General features: G+C 38.9%; 17 protein-coding genes. 6 read left to right on the plus strand and 11 right to left on the minus strand.

Annotated features, from left to right (window positions below; translation table 11 throughout):
- Positions 1 to 14: 14 nt before the first annotated feature.
- Together MSG66_RS17355 and MSG66_RS17360 are read right to left on the minus strand one after the other, a co-directional pair.
- Positions 15 to 419 carry a nuclear transport factor 2 family protein gene (locus tag MSG66_RS17355; protein WP_324654752.1) on the minus strand — a complete coding sequence of 135 codons (405 nt, stop codon included), beginning with the start codon at positions 417 to 419 and terminating at the stop codon, positions 15 to 17.
- Between the two features lie 70 nt (positions 420 to 489).
- Positions 490 to 2,514, minus strand: coding sequence for an NADPH-dependent 2,4-dienoyl-CoA reductase (locus MSG66_RS17360; protein ID WP_324654753.1), 2,025 nt, complete (start codon positions 2,512 to 2,514; stop codon positions 490 to 492).
- 134 nt (positions 2,515 to 2,648) lie between these two features.
- On the opposite strand from MSG66_RS17360, the gene MSG66_RS17365 reads away from it, so the two are divergent.
- Both MSG66_RS17365 and MSG66_RS17370 read left to right on the plus strand, forming a co-directional pair.
- Positions 2,649 to 3,209: a PadR family transcriptional regulator gene (locus MSG66_RS17365; protein ID WP_042896087.1), complete on the plus strand. Its 561-nt coding sequence runs from the start codon at positions 2,649 to 2,651 to the stop codon at positions 3,207 to 3,209.
- Between the two features lie 2 nt (positions 3,210 to 3,211).
- Positions 3,212 to 4,129 (plus strand): alpha/beta fold hydrolase, encoded by a 918-nt coding sequence (locus MSG66_RS17370; RefSeq protein WP_133973326.1) that lies wholly within the window; start codon positions 3,212 to 3,214, stop codon positions 4,127 to 4,129.
- A 48-nt stretch (positions 4,130 to 4,177) separates the two neighbouring features.
- Here the strand turns inward: MSG66_RS17370 and MSG66_RS17375 are convergent, their stop codons facing one another.
- From MSG66_RS17375 to argC, 6 genes are all read right to left on the minus strand, one after another.
- Entirely contained in the window at positions 4,178 to 5,233 is a 1,056-nt protein-coding gene (locus MSG66_RS17375; RefSeq protein WP_324654754.1) for a 3-deoxy-7-phosphoheptulonate synthase, read from the minus strand.
- A gap of 426 nt (positions 5,234 to 5,659) precedes the next feature.
- Positions 5,660 to 6,022 carry a YnfA family protein gene (locus MSG66_RS17380; RefSeq protein WP_003652074.1) on the minus strand — a complete coding sequence of 121 codons (363 nt, stop codon included), beginning with the start codon at positions 6,020 to 6,022 and terminating at the stop codon, positions 5,660 to 5,662.
- Between the two features lie 3 nt (positions 6,023 to 6,025).
- On the minus strand, positions 6,026 to 8,302 hold the full coding sequence (gene clpA, locus MSG66_RS17385) for an ATP-dependent Clp protease ATP-binding subunit ClpA (protein WP_042896081.1): 2,277 nt from the start codon (positions 8,300 to 8,302) through the stop codon (positions 6,026 to 6,028).
- Between the two features lie 9 nt (positions 8,303 to 8,311).
- Entirely contained in the window at positions 8,312 to 8,725 is a 414-nt protein-coding gene (gene clpS / locus MSG66_RS17390; RefSeq protein ID WP_002121129.1) for an ATP-dependent Clp protease adapter ClpS, read from the minus strand.
- A 9-nt stretch (positions 8,726 to 8,734) separates the two neighbouring features.
- Complete coding sequence (locus MSG66_RS17395; RefSeq protein WP_133746738.1) at positions 8,735 to 9,493, minus strand: DUF6776 family protein; 759 nt, start codon at positions 9,491 to 9,493, stop codon at positions 8,735 to 8,737.
- Between the two features lie 75 nt (positions 9,494 to 9,568).
- Entirely contained in the window at positions 9,569 to 10,624 is a 1,056-nt protein-coding gene (argC, locus tag MSG66_RS17400) for an N-acetyl-gamma-glutamyl-phosphate reductase (protein ID WP_262472133.1), read from the minus strand.
- Positions 10,625 to 10,808: 184 nt separating this feature from the next.
- On the opposite strand from argC, the gene MSG66_RS17405 reads away from it, so the two are divergent.
- The gene (locus MSG66_RS17405; protein ID WP_324654755.1) at positions 10,809 to 12,323 is read left to right on the plus strand and encodes a hypothetical protein; all 1,515 of its coding nucleotides are present in this window, start codon (positions 10,809 to 10,811) and stop codon (positions 12,321 to 12,323) included.
- On the opposite strand, the gene MSG66_RS17410 is transcribed toward MSG66_RS17405, so the two are convergent.
- Complete coding sequence (locus MSG66_RS17410) at positions 12,320 to 13,000, minus strand: SprT family zinc-dependent metalloprotease (protein WP_324654756.1); 681 nt, start codon at positions 12,998 to 13,000, stop codon at positions 12,320 to 12,322. The two genes, MSG66_RS17405 and MSG66_RS17410, sit on opposite strands and share 4 nt — an antisense overlap.
- On the minus strand, positions 13,000 to 13,671 hold the full coding sequence (rpiA, locus tag MSG66_RS17415; protein WP_324654757.1) for a ribose-5-phosphate isomerase RpiA: 672 nt from the start codon (positions 13,669 to 13,671) through the stop codon (positions 13,000 to 13,002). The genes MSG66_RS17410 and rpiA overlap by 1 nt, the downstream gene beginning before the upstream one ends.
- 101 nt (positions 13,672 to 13,772) lie before the next feature.
- On the opposite strand from rpiA, the gene ilvA reads away from it, so the two are divergent.
- The 3 genes from ilvA (at position 13,773) to MSG66_RS17430 (ending at position 17,471) form a co-directional block, all read left to right on the plus strand.
- Positions 13,773 to 15,320, plus strand: coding sequence for a threonine ammonia-lyase, biosynthetic (gene ilvA, locus MSG66_RS17420; RefSeq protein ID WP_171459063.1), 1,548 nt, complete (start codon positions 13,773 to 13,775; stop codon positions 15,318 to 15,320).
- A gap of 145 nt (positions 15,321 to 15,465) precedes the next feature.
- Entirely contained in the window at positions 15,466 to 16,116 is a 651-nt protein-coding gene (locus tag MSG66_RS17425) for a potassium channel family protein (RefSeq protein ID WP_075431430.1), read from the plus strand.
- A 17-nt stretch (positions 16,117 to 16,133) separates the two neighbouring features.
- Complete coding sequence (locus MSG66_RS17430) at positions 16,134 to 17,471, plus strand: TrkH family potassium uptake protein (protein ID WP_133973310.1); 1,338 nt, start codon at positions 16,134 to 16,136, stop codon at positions 17,469 to 17,471.
- Between the two features lie 42 nt (positions 17,472 to 17,513).
- On the opposite strand, the gene MSG66_RS17435 is transcribed toward MSG66_RS17430, so the two are convergent.
- Positions 17,514 to 18,665 carry a phospholipase A gene (locus MSG66_RS17435; RefSeq protein ID WP_202741905.1) on the minus strand — a complete coding sequence of 384 codons (1,152 nt, stop codon included), beginning with the start codon at positions 18,663 to 18,665 and terminating at the stop codon, positions 17,514 to 17,516.
- Positions 18,666 to 18,676: the final 11 nt, after the last annotated feature.

Genomic DNA, 18,676 nt, shown 5'->3' on the forward strand with positions numbered 1-18,676 from the left:
ATTTAATAAAATTATTAAGGTTGAAACTTAGCAATTCTTGCACCCATTTGTTCAGCCAGTGCAGCTAACCCACTCATTGGGCGTACCATTACTTCAAAATCAATAATTTTTCCTTGTTCATTAAACCGAATCATGTCAATTCCTTTTAATGACTTGCCACTTACATTCGCACTGAACTCAAGCACTACATTTTCGCCATCTTCCGTATAAAACTCACGATGATATGTAAAGTTTTCGAACACCTGAATAACATTCGTAAGAATGAAAAAAACGACCTGCTTTCCTTCATACGGTTTATGGGCAACAGGAGAACGGAAAATCACGTCATCGGCTAATAAATCATTTAGATTTGATAAATCACCCGCCTGAATCATGTGATGCCATTTTTCTAAAGACTGTTTTGTTGCTTCAATTGTCATTGTTATTTTTCCCATAATTTCATTAATAAAATTATGGGCATTTCCTTTTCAAAGAAATGCCCCTATAGATTTATAGTGTCGCGGCTAACTCGGCACCTTGGCGAATTGCGCGTTTTGCATCTAGCTCTCCGGCCTCTTTAGCTCCACCAATTAAATGAACATTTTTTCCGTCTTCTTTTAATTGTTCATACATTGCAGTGAAAGACTCTTGGCCCGCACAAATCACAACATGATCAACTTCAAGTACGCTTGGTTGCCCATCTACTGTTATATGAAGTCCTTGATCATCTACTTTGTCGTATTGAACCCCGGCAAGCATTTTGACTTGACGATTTTTCAGACCTGCACGATGAATCCATCCTGTAGTTTTACCTAAACCGGCACCTACAACAGCTGTCTTACGTTGTAATAAATAGATCTCTCGTTCAGAAGTCTCAACTTTTGGCTGCTTTAAACCACCTACATGCTCATATTGAGTGTCAATTCCCCATTCTTCGTAGAACTTTTCTGGGTTTAAGCTGCCACTTTCACCTTCGTGAGTAAGATATTCAGCCGTATCAAAACCAATACCACCCGCCCCAATAATCGCTACACGCTGGCCCACTGTTACACGTTCTTTTAAAACTTGTAAGTAGCTGAGTACTTTAGGATGATCAATACCTTCAAATTGTAATTGACGAGGCGTTACACCAGTTGCAACCACAATTTCATCAAAATTTGCTTGGCTCAACTCTTCATAAGTTGCTTTATGGTTCAAAACTAACTCAATATTTGGTCGCAACTCAATTTGGCGACCAAAGTAACGCAAGGTTTCATAGAACTCTTCTTTTCCAGGAACAGTCTTTGCAATATTAAATTGCCCACCAATTTGATGACTTGCCTCAAAAATTTTAACTTGATGTCCACGATCTGCTGCATATACAGCAAAACTTAAACCCGCAGGTCCTGCACCAATAACAGCAATATTCTTTTGAACTTGTGCATCTTTAAAAATAAGTTCAGTTTCATAACATGCGCGCGGATTCACTAAACAAGTTGCGATTTTCATTGAGAAAATATGATCTAAACACGCTTGGTTACATCCAATACAGGTATTAATTTCATCACTACGGCCTTCACTTGCCTTTAAGACAAACTCAGCATCAGCCAGCATTGGACGTGCCATAGAAACCATATCAGCATGACCAGATGCCAATACATGTTCAGCCATTTCTGGGGTATTAATTCGGTTGGACGTAATCAAAGGAATAGAGACTTGACCTTTGAGTTTTTCAGTAACCCACGTAAACGCAGCTCGAGGAACTTTCGTTGCAATGGTTGGAATACGAGCTTCATGCCAGCCAATCCCTGTATTAATAATCGTTGCGCCTGCTTTTTCAATTTCTTTTGCAAGCTGAATTACTTCATCAAAACTTGAACCACCTTCAACTAAATCAAGCATCGATAGACGATAAATAATAATAAAGTTTTCACCCACTAAAGCACGTGTGCGTTTTACAATTTCAATAGGAAAACGAATACGGTTCTCGTAACTACCACCCCATTCATCATCGCGATGGTTTGTACGGACAGCAATAAACTCATTGATTAAGTAACCTTCAGAACCCATGATTTCCACACCGTCATAACCCGCATACTGAGCAAGTTTGGCGCAGTTTGCAAAGTCATCGATGGTCTGTTGTACTTCGGCAGAACTTAAAGCTTTCGGCTTAATCGGGTTAATCGGTGCTTGAATTGCTGAAGGTGCAACGTTATTTGCCTGATAAGAATAACGCCCAGTATGTAAAATCTGCATAGCAATTTTACCCCCAGCGTCATGGACAGCTTGGGTAATCACTTTATGTTTTTCAGCTTCTTCAACTGTATCGAGCTTGGTACCATGGCTAAATACAACACCATCATCATTTGGAGAAACACCGCCAGTTACAATCAACCCCACATCGCCTTTTGCACGCTCAGCATAAAACGCAGCCATGCGTTCATATCCCTGCGGCGCTTCTTCTAATCCAATATGCATAGACCCCATAAGCACACGGTTTTTTAAAGTAGTAAAGCCTAAATCAAGTGGCTTTAATAAATGTGAATAAGCTGACATATTTTCTCCTTTGGCTAGCAACTAGCTTGCTAATGCAACTTGTTGCATCAATTTATAATCAAATTTTGACTTTTATGCAACATGTTGCATAATCTCATAAGTCACACTTACTTTTGCTTACAAACCGGATTGCTATGTCACTTCCCCATGTTTTATTGACCAGCTTGCTTGAACGACCAAGCACAGGGTTCGAACTTGCCCGCCGCTTTGACCGTTCAATCGGTTTTTTCTGGAATGCCACTCATCAGCAAATTTATCGTGAACTCAACCACATGCTCAAAAAAGGTTGGGTTTCAACGTTAGAAAATGAAATGGAAAATAGTCGCAAAAAGACTTATCAAGTTGAACAACTGGGGCGTATCGAGCTAGCTTCATGGATGACTCAACAAAGTGAACCTGCACAGCTTCGTGATGATTTAATGGTTAGATTGCGTGCTGAAGCACAATTGAGCAATAATCAGATATTACCTGAACTGTTGAGGCATCTTGGTTTACATCAAGAGAAGCTGAAACTTTATCAAAGTATTTATGACAAAGATTTTAAAGACAGCAATGATCTAAATGACCGTGTGTTATACATTCACAAAATGATCTTAGAACTTGGGATTACTATGGAAAGTGAATGGATTAAGTGGTTGGAACAAGTCATCCCTCAATTAAAACGCTTTGCCCAAGATAGCGTATCTGGAGAATAGCCATGCCATATTACACCATGCCCGATCAGGAAAATTTATTTGTACGCCGAATTGGTCGTGGTGAGCCAGTTTTGGTTTTATCTGGTCTTGGCATGCAAAGCTGGCAATGGCTACCCTTTATCTATGCAAACCGTAAAGAATATGAGTTTATTATTCCAGATTGGCGTGGTTTTGGTGGTTCAAAAAACTGCGCAATTCCTGAGCAAGATGCAATTTCTAGCCATTGGCAAGATGTCGCTCATTTAATAGAACAATTAAAACTCGATAACTTTATCTTAATGAGTTATTCAATGGGCGCCACGACGGCCATGCATGGTATGAAACATGCTCATCTGGCACAGCAGTTAAAGGCTTATTTACATATTGATCAAACACCAAAAATATCTGTGGATTCAACATGGGAATATGGTCTATTCGGTCCTCTTCATACTCAGTTCAAACAGTTATTAAATGATATCTATCAGTTATTATCTAAACACAAAACTGCTAAATATCTTTATGAATTATTTCTTCCAGATCGACAAGAATTGGTTCGTCTGTGGGTAGATTTTATTGAGTTGCAAAGTAACAATCCATTTAGTCCTTTGGTTTTTAAAACAGCTCTCAAACAGCCTTTTCTACAAAAATATTTATTACCCATTCAGCGTTTAGATTATTTATTTTGGTATGTCGAAAATTATCTTTATCACAATGAAGATTATCGTGAAGCTCTTCAACAATTACAGTGCCCTACGACTTTCTTTATAGGTCGCAATTCGACACTTTACCCTGAAACTGGGCAGACACTTATTGCACATAGTATCGAGCATGCAAAAACAATATATTTTGAACGCTCAGGCCATACACCTTTACTGACCGAACCGAAAAAATTTGGGCATGAAATCACCACATTCTTATCAGAATTAAATCATGCTTCTTAAAAAATAAAGGGATCTGCTCACAGATCCCTTTTTTAAACTTATAAATGATTAAGCAGAATGAGCTAACTCTTTCACTTTTAATTGTTCAGAGACACTTAACAAAAGTCGCTCTGTTTTTCCCCATCCTAAACAACCATCAGTTACTGACTGCCCATAAGTCATATCACAAGAAATCTTTTGGCTGCCATCAACTAAATGACTTTCAATCATGACACCCTTTACTTGTGTTTTTAAACGTTCAGCAACGATTTGCTGTAAAACTTCTGGCTGACGTAACGGATCTTTACTGCTATTGCCATGACTACAATCAATGACCAATGCAGGAAGATTTTGTTTGTGTTTTTCTCGTATTGCCTGAATTGAAGCTAAATCAAAGTTTGGTCCATGATTCGCTCCACGCAAAATTAAGTGTGGTAATGGATTGCCAGTACTCTGAATCACTGAAGGTAAACCTTGCTGATTCATTCCTAGAAATTGATGTTCATTTTGTGCTGACTGAATTGCATCTAAAGCAATCTGAATTGAGCCATCAGTACCATTTTTGAAACCAATACTGTAGGGCATGTGGCTTGATATTTCACGATGAATCTGAGACTCACTTGTACGAGCACCAATTGCGCCCCAAGCTAATAAATCATCAAAATAACCAGTTGCCATTGGACTTAAAATTTCACTCGCAATTGGTAAACCCTTTTCAATAATTTGGAGGTAAAGTTCGCGAGACTTCTCTAGACCAAGTTGTAAATTTGATGAGCCATCTAAATTTGGATCATACATAAAACCCTTCCAACCCACAGTTGTACGTGGTTTTTCAATGTATGCACGCATCACGATAAAAATCTGATCTTTTACTTTTTCTTGTAATTTTTGCAATCTTTCAGCGTATTCAAGTACTGCAACTGGATCATGAATTGAACAAGGCCCTGTAATTACCATTAACCGACGATCTTTGCCGCTAAGAATATTTTGAATAGTTTGACGGTGTTCGGCAATTTGACGCGCGAAAGATTGTGCAAGCGGATATTTTGCTTTTAACTGGGCAGGTAAACTAACTGGTATTTCTTTTGTATTGCTTTGTGTCAATAAAGTATTTAGGGCATTCATTGGTTTTTCCTTGGGACTGCAATCTATTCAGTCCGATCATTTATTTGAGCGTTTTGGATCTATTCGTTGGTAAAGGTAAGCAAAAGTAAAACCAATAAAAGTTGCTAAAGTACGAATAAGTCATGTTGTTGTTCATTTTAAGTTCCTCGATTCAAAAAGATAAAGCATAAAAAAACCTGATCGGGGTTGCCGATCAGGTATTAACTGTGATGGGCAACTTTCTCATGCCCGAATACGCTCAGGCAACTATCTAAATTGCCAAAAATAATAATATGCGTTAGTGTTCACAGATAGATTTAACATCTTTATCTCAAATATAAAAAAATATTCCTTAAATCTAAAATACGCATTGTTGAAGGCTTTGACAAGTCTTTTTTTTGAAAAAACCTCTTATTTTCACGCTTAAGATTTGATTCACTCATTGTCTTAACGAATCAGCCCTTGAGGTTGCAAAATAATTAAGCCAGCTCCACAAAGCACTATTAGACCACCCAATATATCCCATCTTGTTAATCCGACCTGATCCACAAAACGCAACCACATTAACGCAGTAAAAATATAAATACCGCCATATGCAGCATAAATGCGCCCTGAAGCGGCTGGATGTAGGGTCAGCAGCCATACAAAAACAGCCAAACTTAAAACTGTAGGTAACCACAGCCAAGCAGACTTGCCTTCTCTTAAAATCAGATAAGGGAAATAACAACCAAGAATTTCAGCAATTGCTGTGATAATAAATAACCCGAATACACTCAGTATTCGGGTTATAGCAAGACTATCAATTAACATGAGTTATGCTGGTTCTGCCGTATGATGATCTTCAAACACTTCAAGTTTTAAACCAACAGCTTTGCCATCTTCATTTTTCACTGATACAGCCACATTACCACCATGATCTGCCAGTTCACCAAACAAAATCATTTCAGCTAATGGTTTCTTCAAGTGTTCTTGAATGAGGCGTTGCATTGGACGCGCACCCATCAAGCGGTCATAACCGTTTGTTGCCAACCAATCACGAGCACTTTGATCGACATCAAGTACAACTTGTTTGTCATCTAGTTGAGCTTGTAACTCTGTCAAGAATTTATCAACTACAGACTCAATAACAGTTGTTGGTAATGACTTGAATTGAATAACACTGTCTAGACGGTTACGGAACTCTGGTGAGAAAGCACGTTTCATCGCTTCTTGGTTATCAGAACTATGATCTTGTTCAGTAAAACCAATACTCGCACGAGAAATACTTTCTGCTCCAATATTCGTAGTCAGGACAATAATAACGTTTCTAAAGTCTGACTTACGTCCGTTATTATCCGTTAAAGCACCATGATCCATGATTTGTAGCAAGAGATTAAACACATCTGGATGTGCTTTCTCAATTTCATCTAGCAACAAAACACAGTGTGGGTTCTTATGGATCGCATCAGTTAACAGCCCACCTTGGTCATAACCCACATAACCCGGAGGTGCACCAATCAAACGTGAAACTGCATGACGTTCCATATATTCAGACATATCAAAACGCACAAGCTCTACACCTAACAACTTCGCCAGTTGTTTAGTGACTTCAGTTTTACCCACACCTGTTGGGCCAGCAAAAACAAAACTACCTACTGGCTTATCTGGTGATTTCAATCCAGCACGAGATAACTTGATCGCTGAACCTAAAGCGGTAATCGCCTCATCCTGACCAAACACAACACGTTTTAAATCACGCTCAAGATTTTCAAGCACTGACTTATCATCTTTAGAAACAGTTTTTGGTGGAATACGAGCGATCTTAGAAACGATATCTTCGATATTCTCTACCGTAATCAAACTATCATCACTTTCAGCCTTCAAACGACGCTGAGCACCAGCTTCGTCAATCACATCAATTGCCTTATCTGGCAAGAAACGATCATTAATGAATTTAGCAGAAAGCTCTACAGCTGATACCAATGCTTTATCGTCATATTGTACGTGGTGAAAATCTTCAAATTTAGATTTTAAGCCACGCAAAATATCAATTGTTTCAGAAATACTTGGCTCATTGACATCAATTTTCTGGAAACGACGTGATAACGCATGGTCTTTTTCAAAAACCTGACGATATTCTTGGAACGTCGTTGAACCGATACAACGCAAACTACCATTTGCCAAAGCTGGTTTGATGAGATTCGAAGCATCCATTGTGCTGCCCATACTTGAGCCCGCGCCAATGATCATATGAATTTCATCAATGAATAAAATCGCATTTGGATTTTTCTTCAAAGCATTAAGCAATTGTTTTAAACGTTTTTCAAAGTCACCGCGATATTTGGTCCCAGCAACTAATGCACCAATATCTAAACTATAGACTTCAGCCTGACTCAAAGGTTTAGGCGCCTTGCCATTCACAATTAACCATGCCAAACCTTCAGCAATCGAGGTTTTACCAACGCCCGGATCACCTACCAGTAATGGATTATTTTTGCGACGGCGGCACAAAATTTGTGCTGTACGCTCAATTTCTTTTTCACGACCAATAAGTGGATCAGTTTTGCCTTTTTGCGCTTCAACATTTAAGTTCAGCGTATAAAGCTCTAATGGTCCTGCATTGCCCGTACTCGTTTCACCCTCAATATCTTCAACTTCTTCTTCAACTTGCACTTCATCTTTACGTGTCCCATGAGACAAGTATTGAGTCAGTGTCAATCGATTGATTTGATGACGTTTAAGCAAATACACAGCAAAAGAATCACGCTCTGAATACATTGCAACCAAAACATCCGCACCTTCAACAGTACGATCGCCGCCACTTGATTGCACATGGAAAATAGCACGTTGCAAAATGCGGTCAAAACTTTCTGTTGGATGAGGCGCTTGTTCGCTATTTTCGCCAAGCTTAGGAGTATGTTGTTCTACATATTCTTCTAATTCTTTACGTAAAGAAACTATATCAGCCCCACATGCCTTTAACGCATTCACGGCCGAATCGTTGTCGAGTAGCGCTAACAATAAATGTTCAACTGTAAGAAACTCATGTCTCTTTTGACGAGCCATGCTAACAGCCAAACGTAATGATACTTCTAATTGACGACTGAGCATGTAACCCCCTTATGCTTTAGGCTCAATCTGGCAAAGTAATGGATGACCTTGCGATCGAGCGTAATTATTAACAAGGTTTGCCTTGGTTTCCGCGATGTCTCTTGGATAGACCCCAGCAATACCTTTACCTTCATAGTGTACTGTTAGCATTACTTGAGTTGCTTGGTCAAGATTCATTGCAAAGTATTGTTGTAAAATTTCAATTACAAAGTCCATGGGCGTGTAATCGTCATTCATTAATACGACTGCATATAACGGCGGACGCTTGAGTTCAGGAGGTGCTGTTTGTACAACAACCTCTCCGTCATGATCTTCGTTTTGCGAATCACTTAAGCGTGGATGGAAGTGCCAATCGACATAACCAGACTGCTGAAAAGAAGCCTTGATATCTTTTAAGTTTGTTTGACGCTTATTTGTTCGCATAGGATGTTACTATTGTGAATTTGCTTCAGCTTGAGGAATTTCTGCCACAAAAGCAGAAGATGTTTCGACAGGTTTACCGCGCTGCCAACTAAAACGTTTAATAACTGGTGTATCAGAACCGCCTGTTAAACGTACCTCAATAAATTGAGGGGTAAAACCTTTAGGCATTGTCCAACGACCTGTTAAGCGCTCAAAGTCAGTAAAGTTAAAGTTTTTAGCTTCAAGTGGTACAACCAAAACTTCTGTATCTTTAATGAGTCTTATCTCAATCGATCCTGAAGCACGGCGCTTGCTTGGGCTCACCTGTACTAAATCTAACTGATATTCATAAGCATTTTCAGGCAGAGGTTTGATCGCCAAATTTTGAATCGTCAGGCTTAGACCACCGCGTTGCCTCAAGATATCGCGATAGATATTACTCATACCTTCTTGCTGTGTTTTATCAGCATTGGCCTGATTAAGAGCTTCAAACAGATCATTTGCATTTGTTACAGCAACATCACGCTCTTGTACTGCAGCGTTCAGGCTTTTATTAACCGCATCTAAAGCTGTTTTTTGCTTTTGCACCACTTCAACCAATTGCTCTGCATCTGCATCGTAACCTACAACAGTAAGACCTTGGCGGTGTCCAATTGTATAGCCGAGCGCAAGACAACCACTCATTAAAATAGCCGCGCCAATAAACAAAGGTTTATTGGTATTTAAAAAATTTTTCTTTTGCAACGAACTTTCTGCCGAAGTCGTCTGTCCAGAGTTTTGCATCGTCATCTCAGTGTTTAAGATCAGAGTCAAGACACACATTTAAATCGAAATTTAAATGTGTGTGAAGCAAAAAAGAGTTTTTTATGGTAATAAACCAATCCCTTGTAAGCCTTCATCTTCATCAAAGCCGAACATAAGGTTCATATTTTGTACAGCTTGACCAGATGCACCCTTCACAAGGTTATCTTGTACCGCAAGAATAATAAGTTTATTCGGCTGCGGCTTATATAAAGCAATACGAAGCTCATTCGCACCGCGCACACTACGTGTTTCAGGCGAACTGTTAGCAGGCATCACATCAACAAATTTTTCATTTGCATAAAAGTGCTCATACAATGCCTGAATATCAGTTTGTTTTCCAGTTTCTGTCAAGTCGACATAAATTGTACTGAGCATACCGCGAATCATTGGAACTAAATGGGGAACAAACAAGAGTCCTTCAAAGCCACCTTTTTGCCCAGAAATATTTTCTAATGCTTCAACAATTTCCGGATGATGACGATGCCCTGCAACCCCATAAGCCTTGAAGTTATCAGCATTTTCGCTATAAATCATACCTAAGCTTGCTTTACGGCCAGCTCCAGAAACGCCTGACTTCGCATCAATAATAATATTTTTTGTTTCAATCAATGCTTGTTCTGATTTCAAAAGTGGAGCTAAACCCAATTGAACAGTTGTTGGATAGCAACCAGGGTTACCAATCACTTGCGCCTGTTTAATTTTTTCGCGGTTTAGTTCAGCCAAACCATATACTGAGTTTTCCAATACTTCTGGGCAAGCATGCTCCATGCCATACCACTTCTCAAACTGCTCAAGATTTTGCAAACGAAAATCAGCTGCTAAATCAATAACTTTAGTACCAGCTGCGATCAATTCTTTTGCATGCTGCATCGCAACACCATGAGGAGTCGCAAAAAACACAACATCACACTTTTTTAAATCATCAATATTTAAATCTGAAAATTGAAGATCAGTATGTCCACGTAAATTAGGGAACATATCTGCAACTGGTTTGCCCGCTTCTGTACGTGAAGTAAGAACTCGGACCTGCGCTTTAGGATGTCGTAATAAAATACGTAATAGTTCAACGCCTGTATAACCCGTTCCACCAACAATTCCGACAGAAATCACGTGCATTACCTCAATTTTTGAATCTATACTTGTGCGGTAGTATGACAGGATGTCCAAGCTTACAAAACCATTTCATGCTTGGTAATTTTAATTTTTTTAATTTTAGCGACAATTAGATAGCACTTATTGAACTGTCATAACTAAACAAATATCAGCAAATAAATACTAGATTTAATTTTGGAGAGCTAGGATGCTTCATCAATCAAAAGAAACCAAATTACACACTTACCTCGGCTTGAGCACATTAATTTTAAGTGCACTACTTGTAGGTTGCGGAGGTGGAGGCAGTAGTAGTGGCAACTCACCAAGCACGCCAACACCCGTTGATCCCACTCCCGAGGCAACGACTGATGTTACTCTTAAATCTCCTGTAGAAATGCGTAATATCCAGCTAAAAGTATATGACAACACCACTAACTCTGTTTTGGTAGATACTTCAATTGCAAGTTTAAACAGCTTTAATGTCAAAATTCCTACCGCTAAATTAAATCGTTTATATCGCGTAGAAATTACGACTCAAAATTCATCTCAAGTATTTGATCCAATTACTTCAACATACCAAAATTTCTCTGGTATTTATCATGCGTTTATTACACCGAACAGTGTAAATGGCAGAACCCTATTCATAAGTCCAAGCAGTGAAGCCGTTTACCAACGTGCTGTGATACGTTCAGGACAACTCCCGCAAGAGACGATTGACCCAACCCGTATTGAACAATTGCATGTGGATTTAGCTTCTCAAGACGTTTACAGATCGCTTCTTAATGCGTTCAAAGATGCAAATATTCCAATTTTAAGTCCAGCCAACACCCTCACAGTTCTAACTTTGTTGCAGTACTCCACTAAGCAGCCTAGTACGTATGTAGATAGCTATCTTAGCTTTGGCTATTTACAATATTGGTCAACTTCTCATGGTGGAACAACTACATACCAAGATCTTGTTAAAAGTTTGGCAACCGATTTAAAAGATGGCTTTTTAGATGGAAAAAAACTTCATGGGGATCAAACAACCTTCACCCCTATTTTCACGCCTGCTCCAGATAATATTGATCCAGTAAAAAATACACTGTTAGATATTGCTACTAATCAAAAAACAACACGCGATTCTTTTGCAACCAATTTAAAAGCCGCTACTTTAAAATTGGCAGATACTCAAAGCTTAGATCAAATAGGCTATGATCTACTGCAAAAGAAACTATATTCAGGGGTCGTACCTGTCGGAAATACCACTGACTTTTTCCGTATAGATGGGGCTGGTGATTATCGTCGTGCCGTTGGTTTTAGCGGCATTACCGCAACCTGTAATGGATCTGCATATCCTTGTAAACAAGGTTTAACTAGCATTAATCTTTCTGATCCAAAACTACCAGCTACAGATTATTTAGTTGGTCGCTATGAAGACACTTCAACAGGTTGTCAGCTTAATTTCCGTGCGAATGGTCAAATCGAGCTTATTAAAGGGTCACAAATTTATCGCTCGGCTTTAAGCGCGGATAGTACAGATAATTTATTGCAAACAGATGCTGCAAGCTCAAGTTATTTACTCAACTCAAGTTCAGCCGAACCCAATAACTCAACGCAGCAATACAACTTTATACAATTATCGATTAAAGCAAATAAAATCGTGAGTGCCAAAGCAGGTTTAGATAGCCGAAAAGCACCAGATAACTTACAAACACCACAACTAGAGTGTAGCTTTAGTTAATTTGAGACATACCACCATGCAGGCAATGGATTTGATTTAAGTTGTCTGCGATGTTTTTGAAAGTATGGATCGTATTTTTCAACTTCTGCCCAAAATGCAGGGCTATGATCAAAATGTTTAGTATGAGCTAACTCATGAATAGCGACATAGCGAGCAATCTCTTGTGGCATGAGCACCAAACCTGCATGCAACATAATATTATGCTTACTGCTGCAACTTCCCCACCGAGTTTTGGGACGGCGAATTGTGCACTCTCGATAATTCAATTGAGTATGTTCACTTAACTCTTTTAAAAGCTCAGGTAATTCTTGTTTAGCAAACGTAATCACTGCACTTTGCAATGCCAAATATGGCTGTGTGTCTTTAATAAATAAGCAACTACTTTCCCAATCAAATTGAAAAACACGGTGTTGCTTTTGAACAACAACTTGAAATGGTTGGTCTTTATTAAAAAAATAAATTTCTGAAGGAATTTCAAGTGAAACAGACTGAACATGTTGTTGCTTATCCCACGTCTCGATCAACCATTGCTCAGATTGCGCCAAAAAATGCTGAATTTGCTTTTTACTGCAAAATAAAGGAACTGTCAGGCGTATTGAAGCTGGCTCAACACGTAAGCGCAACTTTCTTGCTCTTACGTGTCGAACGATTTTAATTTCTGGCATTTTTGCAGACATTACTGTGCTGTGCGCTCTTCAATACCATTATTTGTTGCAACAATTGCAATCGTTGCTGGGTTTAGAGCGAAAATACCATTAGTCACAACACCTGGAATGTTATTAATGGTTTTTTCTACATCAATCGCATTTAAAATATTAAGATTGAATACATCTAAAATCACATTACCGTTATCAGTTACTACACCTTCGCGATAAACCGGATCGCCACCTAAACTCACCAATTTACGAGCGACGGCTGAGCGAGCCATTGGAATAACTTCTACTGGAAGTGGAAAATCACGTCCGAGTTGATCAACCCATTTTGAATCATCAACAATACAAACAAATTTCTTAGCAATTGAAGCTACAATTTTTTCCCGTGTTAATGCAGCACCCCCACCTTTAATCATATGCATATGACGGTCAATTTCATCTGCACCATCAACATATGCATCTAAACCACCCACATGGTTCATATCTACCACTTCGATGCCTAATTTTTTAAGACGATCAGCAGTTGCTTGAGAACTTGCCACAGCAGCTTCTAATTGTAATTCAGGCAATAAATCAATTAGAAAGTTTACCGTACTTCCAGTCCCAACCCCCAAAATGCCACCTTTGGGTAAGTGTTTTAAAGCAGCTTGCGCAGCAGCTTGTTTCTTTTCATCTTGGGTTGCGTATAGACTCATGACATCACTCAACTATTTTTTGACATTTATGCACCAATAATCGGCGCAAATGCACAGGGGTTTGCTACAATAACTTCCTATTTTAAACTGTTATAGGGAAGATGAACATGCTGTCTCGTGTGGTACGACAAATTTTACAAGCAACGGTTTATGATGTTGCAATTGAAACGCCTCTCGAAGCAGCTCCACGAATTAGTCAAAAATTAAATAATATTATTCGTTTTAAACGTGAAGATTTACAGCCTGTTTTTTCTTTCAAATTACGTGGCGCCTATAACCGTATTAGCCAACTTCCCAAAGAACAACTCGAACGTGGGGTAATTTGTGCATCTGCTGGTAACCATGCTCAAGGCGTAGCATTATCAGGCCAACGTTTAGGAATTCCAGCGATTATTGTTATGCCAAGCACAACTCCGGACATTAAAGTTCAAGCAGTTAAACGCTTGGGCGGTCAAGTTGTGTTACATGGCGATAGTTTTGATATCGCAAATAAATATGCACAACAGCGTGCCGAAGTTGAAGGTCTAGTCTTTATTCCACCCTATGACGACGAACTTGTCATTGCTGGTCAAGGTACTATTGCAAATGAAATATTACGTCAATGGCGTGATGTAGAATATGTGTTTGTTGCTGTAGGTGGTGGTGGCCTTATTTCCGGCGTAGCAGCTTACCTTGGTGAAGTTGCACCTCATGTGAAAATTATTGGCGTTGAATATGAAGAGTCTGCATGTTTAAAAGCAGCCTTAGAAGCTAATGAACGTGTAATCTTACCGCATGTAGGCTTGTTTGCAGATGGTACTGCCGTTGCACAAATCGGTGCTTTACCATTTGATATTATTCGTCTACGTAAGTCTGATAATTCTGGTCCAATTGTTGAACCTGCGATTGTGACAGTAAACACAGATGAAATCTGTGCTGCCATTAAAGATACCTTTGATGAAAATCGCAGCATTGTTGAACCATCTGGTGCAATGGCCCTTGCTGGGATCAAGAAATATATTACCGAACATAAAATCAGCAATAAAAATATTGTGTCCATTGTATGTGGCGCAAATATGAATTTTGATCGCCTACGTTATATTGCAGAACGCACCGAGCTAGGCGAACAGCGCGAAGCTATTTATGCAGTTACTTTACCTGAAGAAAAAGGTGCTTTCTTAGGTTTTTGCCGTGCTTTACATGGACGCAATATCACCGAGTTTAACTACCGAGCAAACAATACAGAAGAAGCACAAGTATTTGTCGGTATTAGCTTAAAAGGTGGTGATGCAGAGCGTCATGAAATTCTGGAACAATTAAAGCAGCAAAATTATGTGGTAGATGACCTCTCTGACGATGAGGTTGCCAAACTACATATTCGTTATTTAATTGGCGGTCATGCAAATCTAGATGATGAAAGATTGTTCCGTGTTGAGTTCCCTGAACGTCCAGGTGCCCTCTTAACATTCTTAACTCGTTTAGGTCCAACCCACAACATTACCCTATTCCATTACCGTAACCATGGTGCAGCAGAAGGACGTGTTTTAGTCGGCTTACAAGCCACCGATGCGAAACAGAACCCTGATGGATTGATTGAAACTCTTGAGCAGATTAGTTATCCATATGCAGAAATTACGAATAATGTTGGCTACAAACGTTTCTTGAAATAATCTTCGATTTTGTTGAATAGGCCGACTAATTTGTCGGCTTATTCATATAATTATTCTAATATTCCCATCATATTTACATTGCCTCTCTTTATCTCAAAGAAAATATCCTTAAAAATAAACGTCTAATCAGGAAACAAGGACCAACATGGCACAGTTTGCAGTCATTGGCTTAGGGAGTTTCGGAGCAACAGTTGCTCAAGAGCTCACAAAATTAAATCATGATGTTATTGGCATTGATACGGTAAAAAAGAATGTTGAAAATCTTGCCAACGTTTTAACTCATGCCGTCATTGCTGATGCGACCGATGAACATGTACTTGACGAACTGAATATCCAAAATTGTGATGCTGTAGTAGTCGCAATTGGTGAAGATATTGAAGCAAGTATTTTGTGTGTCCTGAATTTAAAAAATTTAGGTATGGACAAGATTTGGGTAAAAGCAAAAACCAAAGCACATCACACCATTTTGTCGCATCTCAATATCAATAAAATTATTCACCCTGAAGAAGATATGGGGGTACGCGTTGCTCAAGCCCTGAACTATCCAATGGTGAGTCGTTATATGTCTTTAGAAGATGACCACTACATTATAAAAATTGAAATTCCTGAAAAACTTCATGGCATTAATTTATATGGCATTATGCAGCAAGCCCCACAGGTCAAAACTTTGCTTGTAAAAAGACAGCAGCAAATTTTGTTTGAGACCGAAGAAAATTTCACTTTGCAAACACATGATATTCTTATTTTAGAAGGTCATTTAGCGCAGTTAAAAAAACTTTCTAATTGCTTCATATAAGAAACGAAATCTAGAATATGTCTATATATCCCAAGCCCCATAAAACATTAAATTTAAGCCCTCCTTCACTCTTGGCACTGGGGTTTCTGGGCTTTATTATTTTTGGCACGTTATTACTAAAACTGCCATTTGCCAACACGGGTCATGTAAGCTGGATGGATGCGCTCTTTACAGCCACCTCAGCAGTCACAATTACCGGTTTATCTGTTTTAAATATTCATGAGTCTTTTACCCTATTCGGGCAAACTATTATTTTGTTGCTAATTCAATCTGGTGGTTTGGGCTTTATGACTTTTGCCATATTGGCTGCATTAAGTTTGTCACCTAAAGTTGGCCTTAAACAGCAAATGATGGCACAAGATAGTCTCGGGCAAACAAGCCTATCAAAAGTTACTTTTGTGGCCAAAGGCGTTGTCACGTACACCCTCATTTTTGAGCTTATTGGCACAATTATCCTCACCACCGCCTTTACACCGACTTACGGTTTTGCGCGTGGGCTTTATTATGCTATTTTTTATAGCATCTCTTCATTTAATAATGCTGGTTTTTCCTTATTTTCTAATAGTTTAATAAACTTTCAAAGTAATTATGTTATTTGTATAACCATTAGCATACTTTATACATTGGGCGGGCTTGGCTTTTTGGTTCTCATGGACATTAAACAAAATAAAAAATGGAAAAAACTCACTCCAAATAGCAAATTAATTCTCATAACGATTGCAATTATTAACCTTGCTGCTTTTATTTTAATATGGGCTTTAGAAGCTCAAAACCCTCATACCCTAGGAATGCTCAGTACAGGTGATCAAGCATTAAATGCTTGGTTTCAAGCCACTGTTCCGCGCTCATCAGGATTTAATACCATTGATACAGGCGCAATGACCAATAGCAGCTCTTTACTCATGATGCTACTTATGTTTATTGGTGGTGGTTCGCTCAGTACAGCAGGTGGAATTAAAGTTGGAACCTTTGTAATTTTAGTGCTCAGTGTTATTTCATTTTTACGGCGTACAGATGAAATCCGAATATTTAATCATTCAGTCGCACACGAAACTACGTATAAAGCTTTAGCTGTAACTGCAATTACCAGCATACTGATTTTCATGGGATTCTTTATTATTTTGCTTTTAGAACCTAAAGCAGACTTTATGAATTTGTTGTTTGAGGTTGTTTCAGCAGCTTGTACTGTAGGGCTTTCTCGTGGAATCACGCCAGAGCTACATAATGGTAGTTTATTCATTTTAAGTTTGTTGATGTTTGCTGGGCGACTCGGCCCATTAACATTGGCTTATTTAATTGCCACTCCGAAAAAAAGTCGACTCAAACACCCTCAAGCCAATATTCAAATTGGATAATAAGAAAGCCGCTTTAAAAGCGGCTTTCTTACAAGTTAAGACTTAGTACCAATTCAAGAGTGATACACCCAAACCGGCATAAGTTGCTCGGTGGTTATAGTCAATTAAGCTTTCACCGTAACCATTAAACAACTGGAAATGTCCGCGCAATTTTCCACTGATTGGAAAAGCCCAATCAAATTGAACAGCACCATGAGAGTCATCACCACCTTTCAATGAATGACGTAGCATTAAAGAGAAGTCATTTTCCTTCCATTTATAAAATGCTGTTAAATCACCACGACCGATGTAATTTTCCATATCTGGATTATTATCATCTTTACTGTCTTCTTCAAGACGAATCCATGGACGAAGCATTACAGCAAAGTTACCGCGCTCTAATCCCACATTAAAGATTACGCGGTTCCAACTACGAGATAATGGATCTGAACGACCATTTGATTGGTGATTTAAAGTAACGCCAAGCAAACGACCATCTAAACCAAGCAATTCATAGTTTGTTCTAAACATTAAACTTGCTTCAGGCTCATAATTCGTTTCGCGGAAAGGACGAGACTCTTCAGCATTAAATGTCTGCCAACGTGAAGATTGTGTATAACCGACCCACAAATCACCATTATTGCCAAAGATATTTTCCCAGGCTTTGGTCTTTAAAGAAATCTGAAATTTACTTTCTGTTGATTTCAGATTTTGATCTTCTGTCACCGTATTATTTAGGTTTGGACTATGTGGCAACTCATTTTTGTCACTGGTCCAGAATACTGGTAATAAATAGACCGGTTGATAAGCACGGATATTCCAAACCCCTAGTTTACTCTCTTCAGACAGCTCCCAACGTTGATCTAGCAAAGAAGTAGTAGGTTCAAGTTTTGGGGCTTTACCAATTATTTTGATATTACTCACTGTATCTACCACCTTCTCTTTAAAGGTTTCAGGTGGAACAGCAGGTGCATCAATTTTTTTAACAGGCTCTGGTACAGCCGCAGCTTGAATAACTGGTAAAGCTGACGGTTTAAATACAGAGTCATAACAAGCCAGACGATCGGCATTCGAAGCAAGAGCAACACATGCATCTACTGTCGCAGGGGTTACAGGTGCCAAGGTGTCAGCATATGTCACAGACGCACATAAACAGCTAAGCACGATACCCATGCTTAGCTGTAAAGATGTGCGTTCAAATTGTCTGAACGCCATGTTCATCTCCA

It is taken from the genome of Acinetobacter sp. IK31, from assembly GCF_035615195.1.
Taxonomy (GTDB): Bacteria; Pseudomonadota; Gammaproteobacteria; order Pseudomonadales; family Moraxellaceae; genus Acinetobacter; species Acinetobacter calcoaceticus_C.

Bases quoted from the DNA above. Each gene is read 5' to 3' on its own strand.
- MSG66_RS17355 (WP_324654752.1), bottom strand. From the start codon at position 419: ATGACAATTGAAGCAACAAAACAGTCTTTAGAAAAATGGCATCACATG.
- MSG66_RS17360 (WP_324654753.1), bottom strand. From the start codon at position 2,514: ATGTCAGCTTATTCACATTTATTAAAGCCACTTGATTTAGGCTTTACT.
- MSG66_RS17365 (WP_042896087.1), top strand. From the start codon at position 2,649: ATGTCACTTCCCCATGTTTTATTGACCAGCTTGCTTGAACGACCAAGC.
- MSG66_RS17370 (WP_133973326.1), top strand. From the start codon at position 3,212: ATGCCATATTACACCATGCCCGATCAGGAAAATTTATTTGTACGCCGA.
- MSG66_RS17375 (WP_324654754.1), bottom strand. From the start codon at position 5,233: ATGAATGCCCTAAATACTTTATTGACACAAAGCAATACAAAAGAAATA.
- MSG66_RS17380 (WP_003652074.1), bottom strand. From the start codon at position 6,022: ATGTTAATTGATAGTCTTGCTATAACCCGAATACTGAGTGTATTCGGG.
- clpA (WP_042896081.1), bottom strand. From the start codon at position 8,302: ATGCTCAGTCGTCAATTAGAAGTATCATTACGTTTGGCTGTTAGCATG.
- clpS (WP_002121129.1), bottom strand. From the start codon at position 8,725: ATGCGAACAAATAAGCGTCAAACAAACTTAAAAGATATCAAGGCTTCT.
- MSG66_RS17395 (WP_133746738.1), bottom strand. From the start codon at position 9,493: ATGACGATGCAAAACTCTGGACAGACGACTTCGGCAGAAAGTTCGTTG.
- argC (WP_262472133.1), bottom strand. From the start codon at position 10,624: ATGCACGTGATTTCTGTCGGAATTGTTGGTGGAACGGGTTATACAGGC.
- MSG66_RS17405 (WP_324654755.1), top strand. From the start codon at position 10,809: ATGCTTCATCAATCAAAAGAAACCAAATTACACACTTACCTCGGCTTG.
- MSG66_RS17410 (WP_324654756.1), bottom strand. From the start codon at position 13,000: ATGTCTGCAAAAATGCCAGAAATTAAAATCGTTCGACACGTAAGAGCA.
- rpiA (WP_324654757.1), bottom strand. From the start codon at position 13,671: ATGAGTCTATACGCAACCCAAGATGAAAAGAAACAAGCTGCTGCGCAA.
- ilvA (WP_171459063.1), top strand. From the start codon at position 13,773: ATGAACATGCTGTCTCGTGTGGTACGACAAATTTTACAAGCAACGGTT.
- MSG66_RS17425 (WP_075431430.1), top strand. From the start codon at position 15,466: ATGGCACAGTTTGCAGTCATTGGCTTAGGGAGTTTCGGAGCAACAGTT.
- MSG66_RS17430 (WP_133973310.1), top strand. From the start codon at position 16,134: ATGTCTATATATCCCAAGCCCCATAAAACATTAAATTTAAGCCCTCCT.
- MSG66_RS17435 (WP_202741905.1), bottom strand. From the start codon at position 18,665: ATGGCGTTCAGACAATTTGAACGCACATCTTTACAGCTAAGCATGGGT.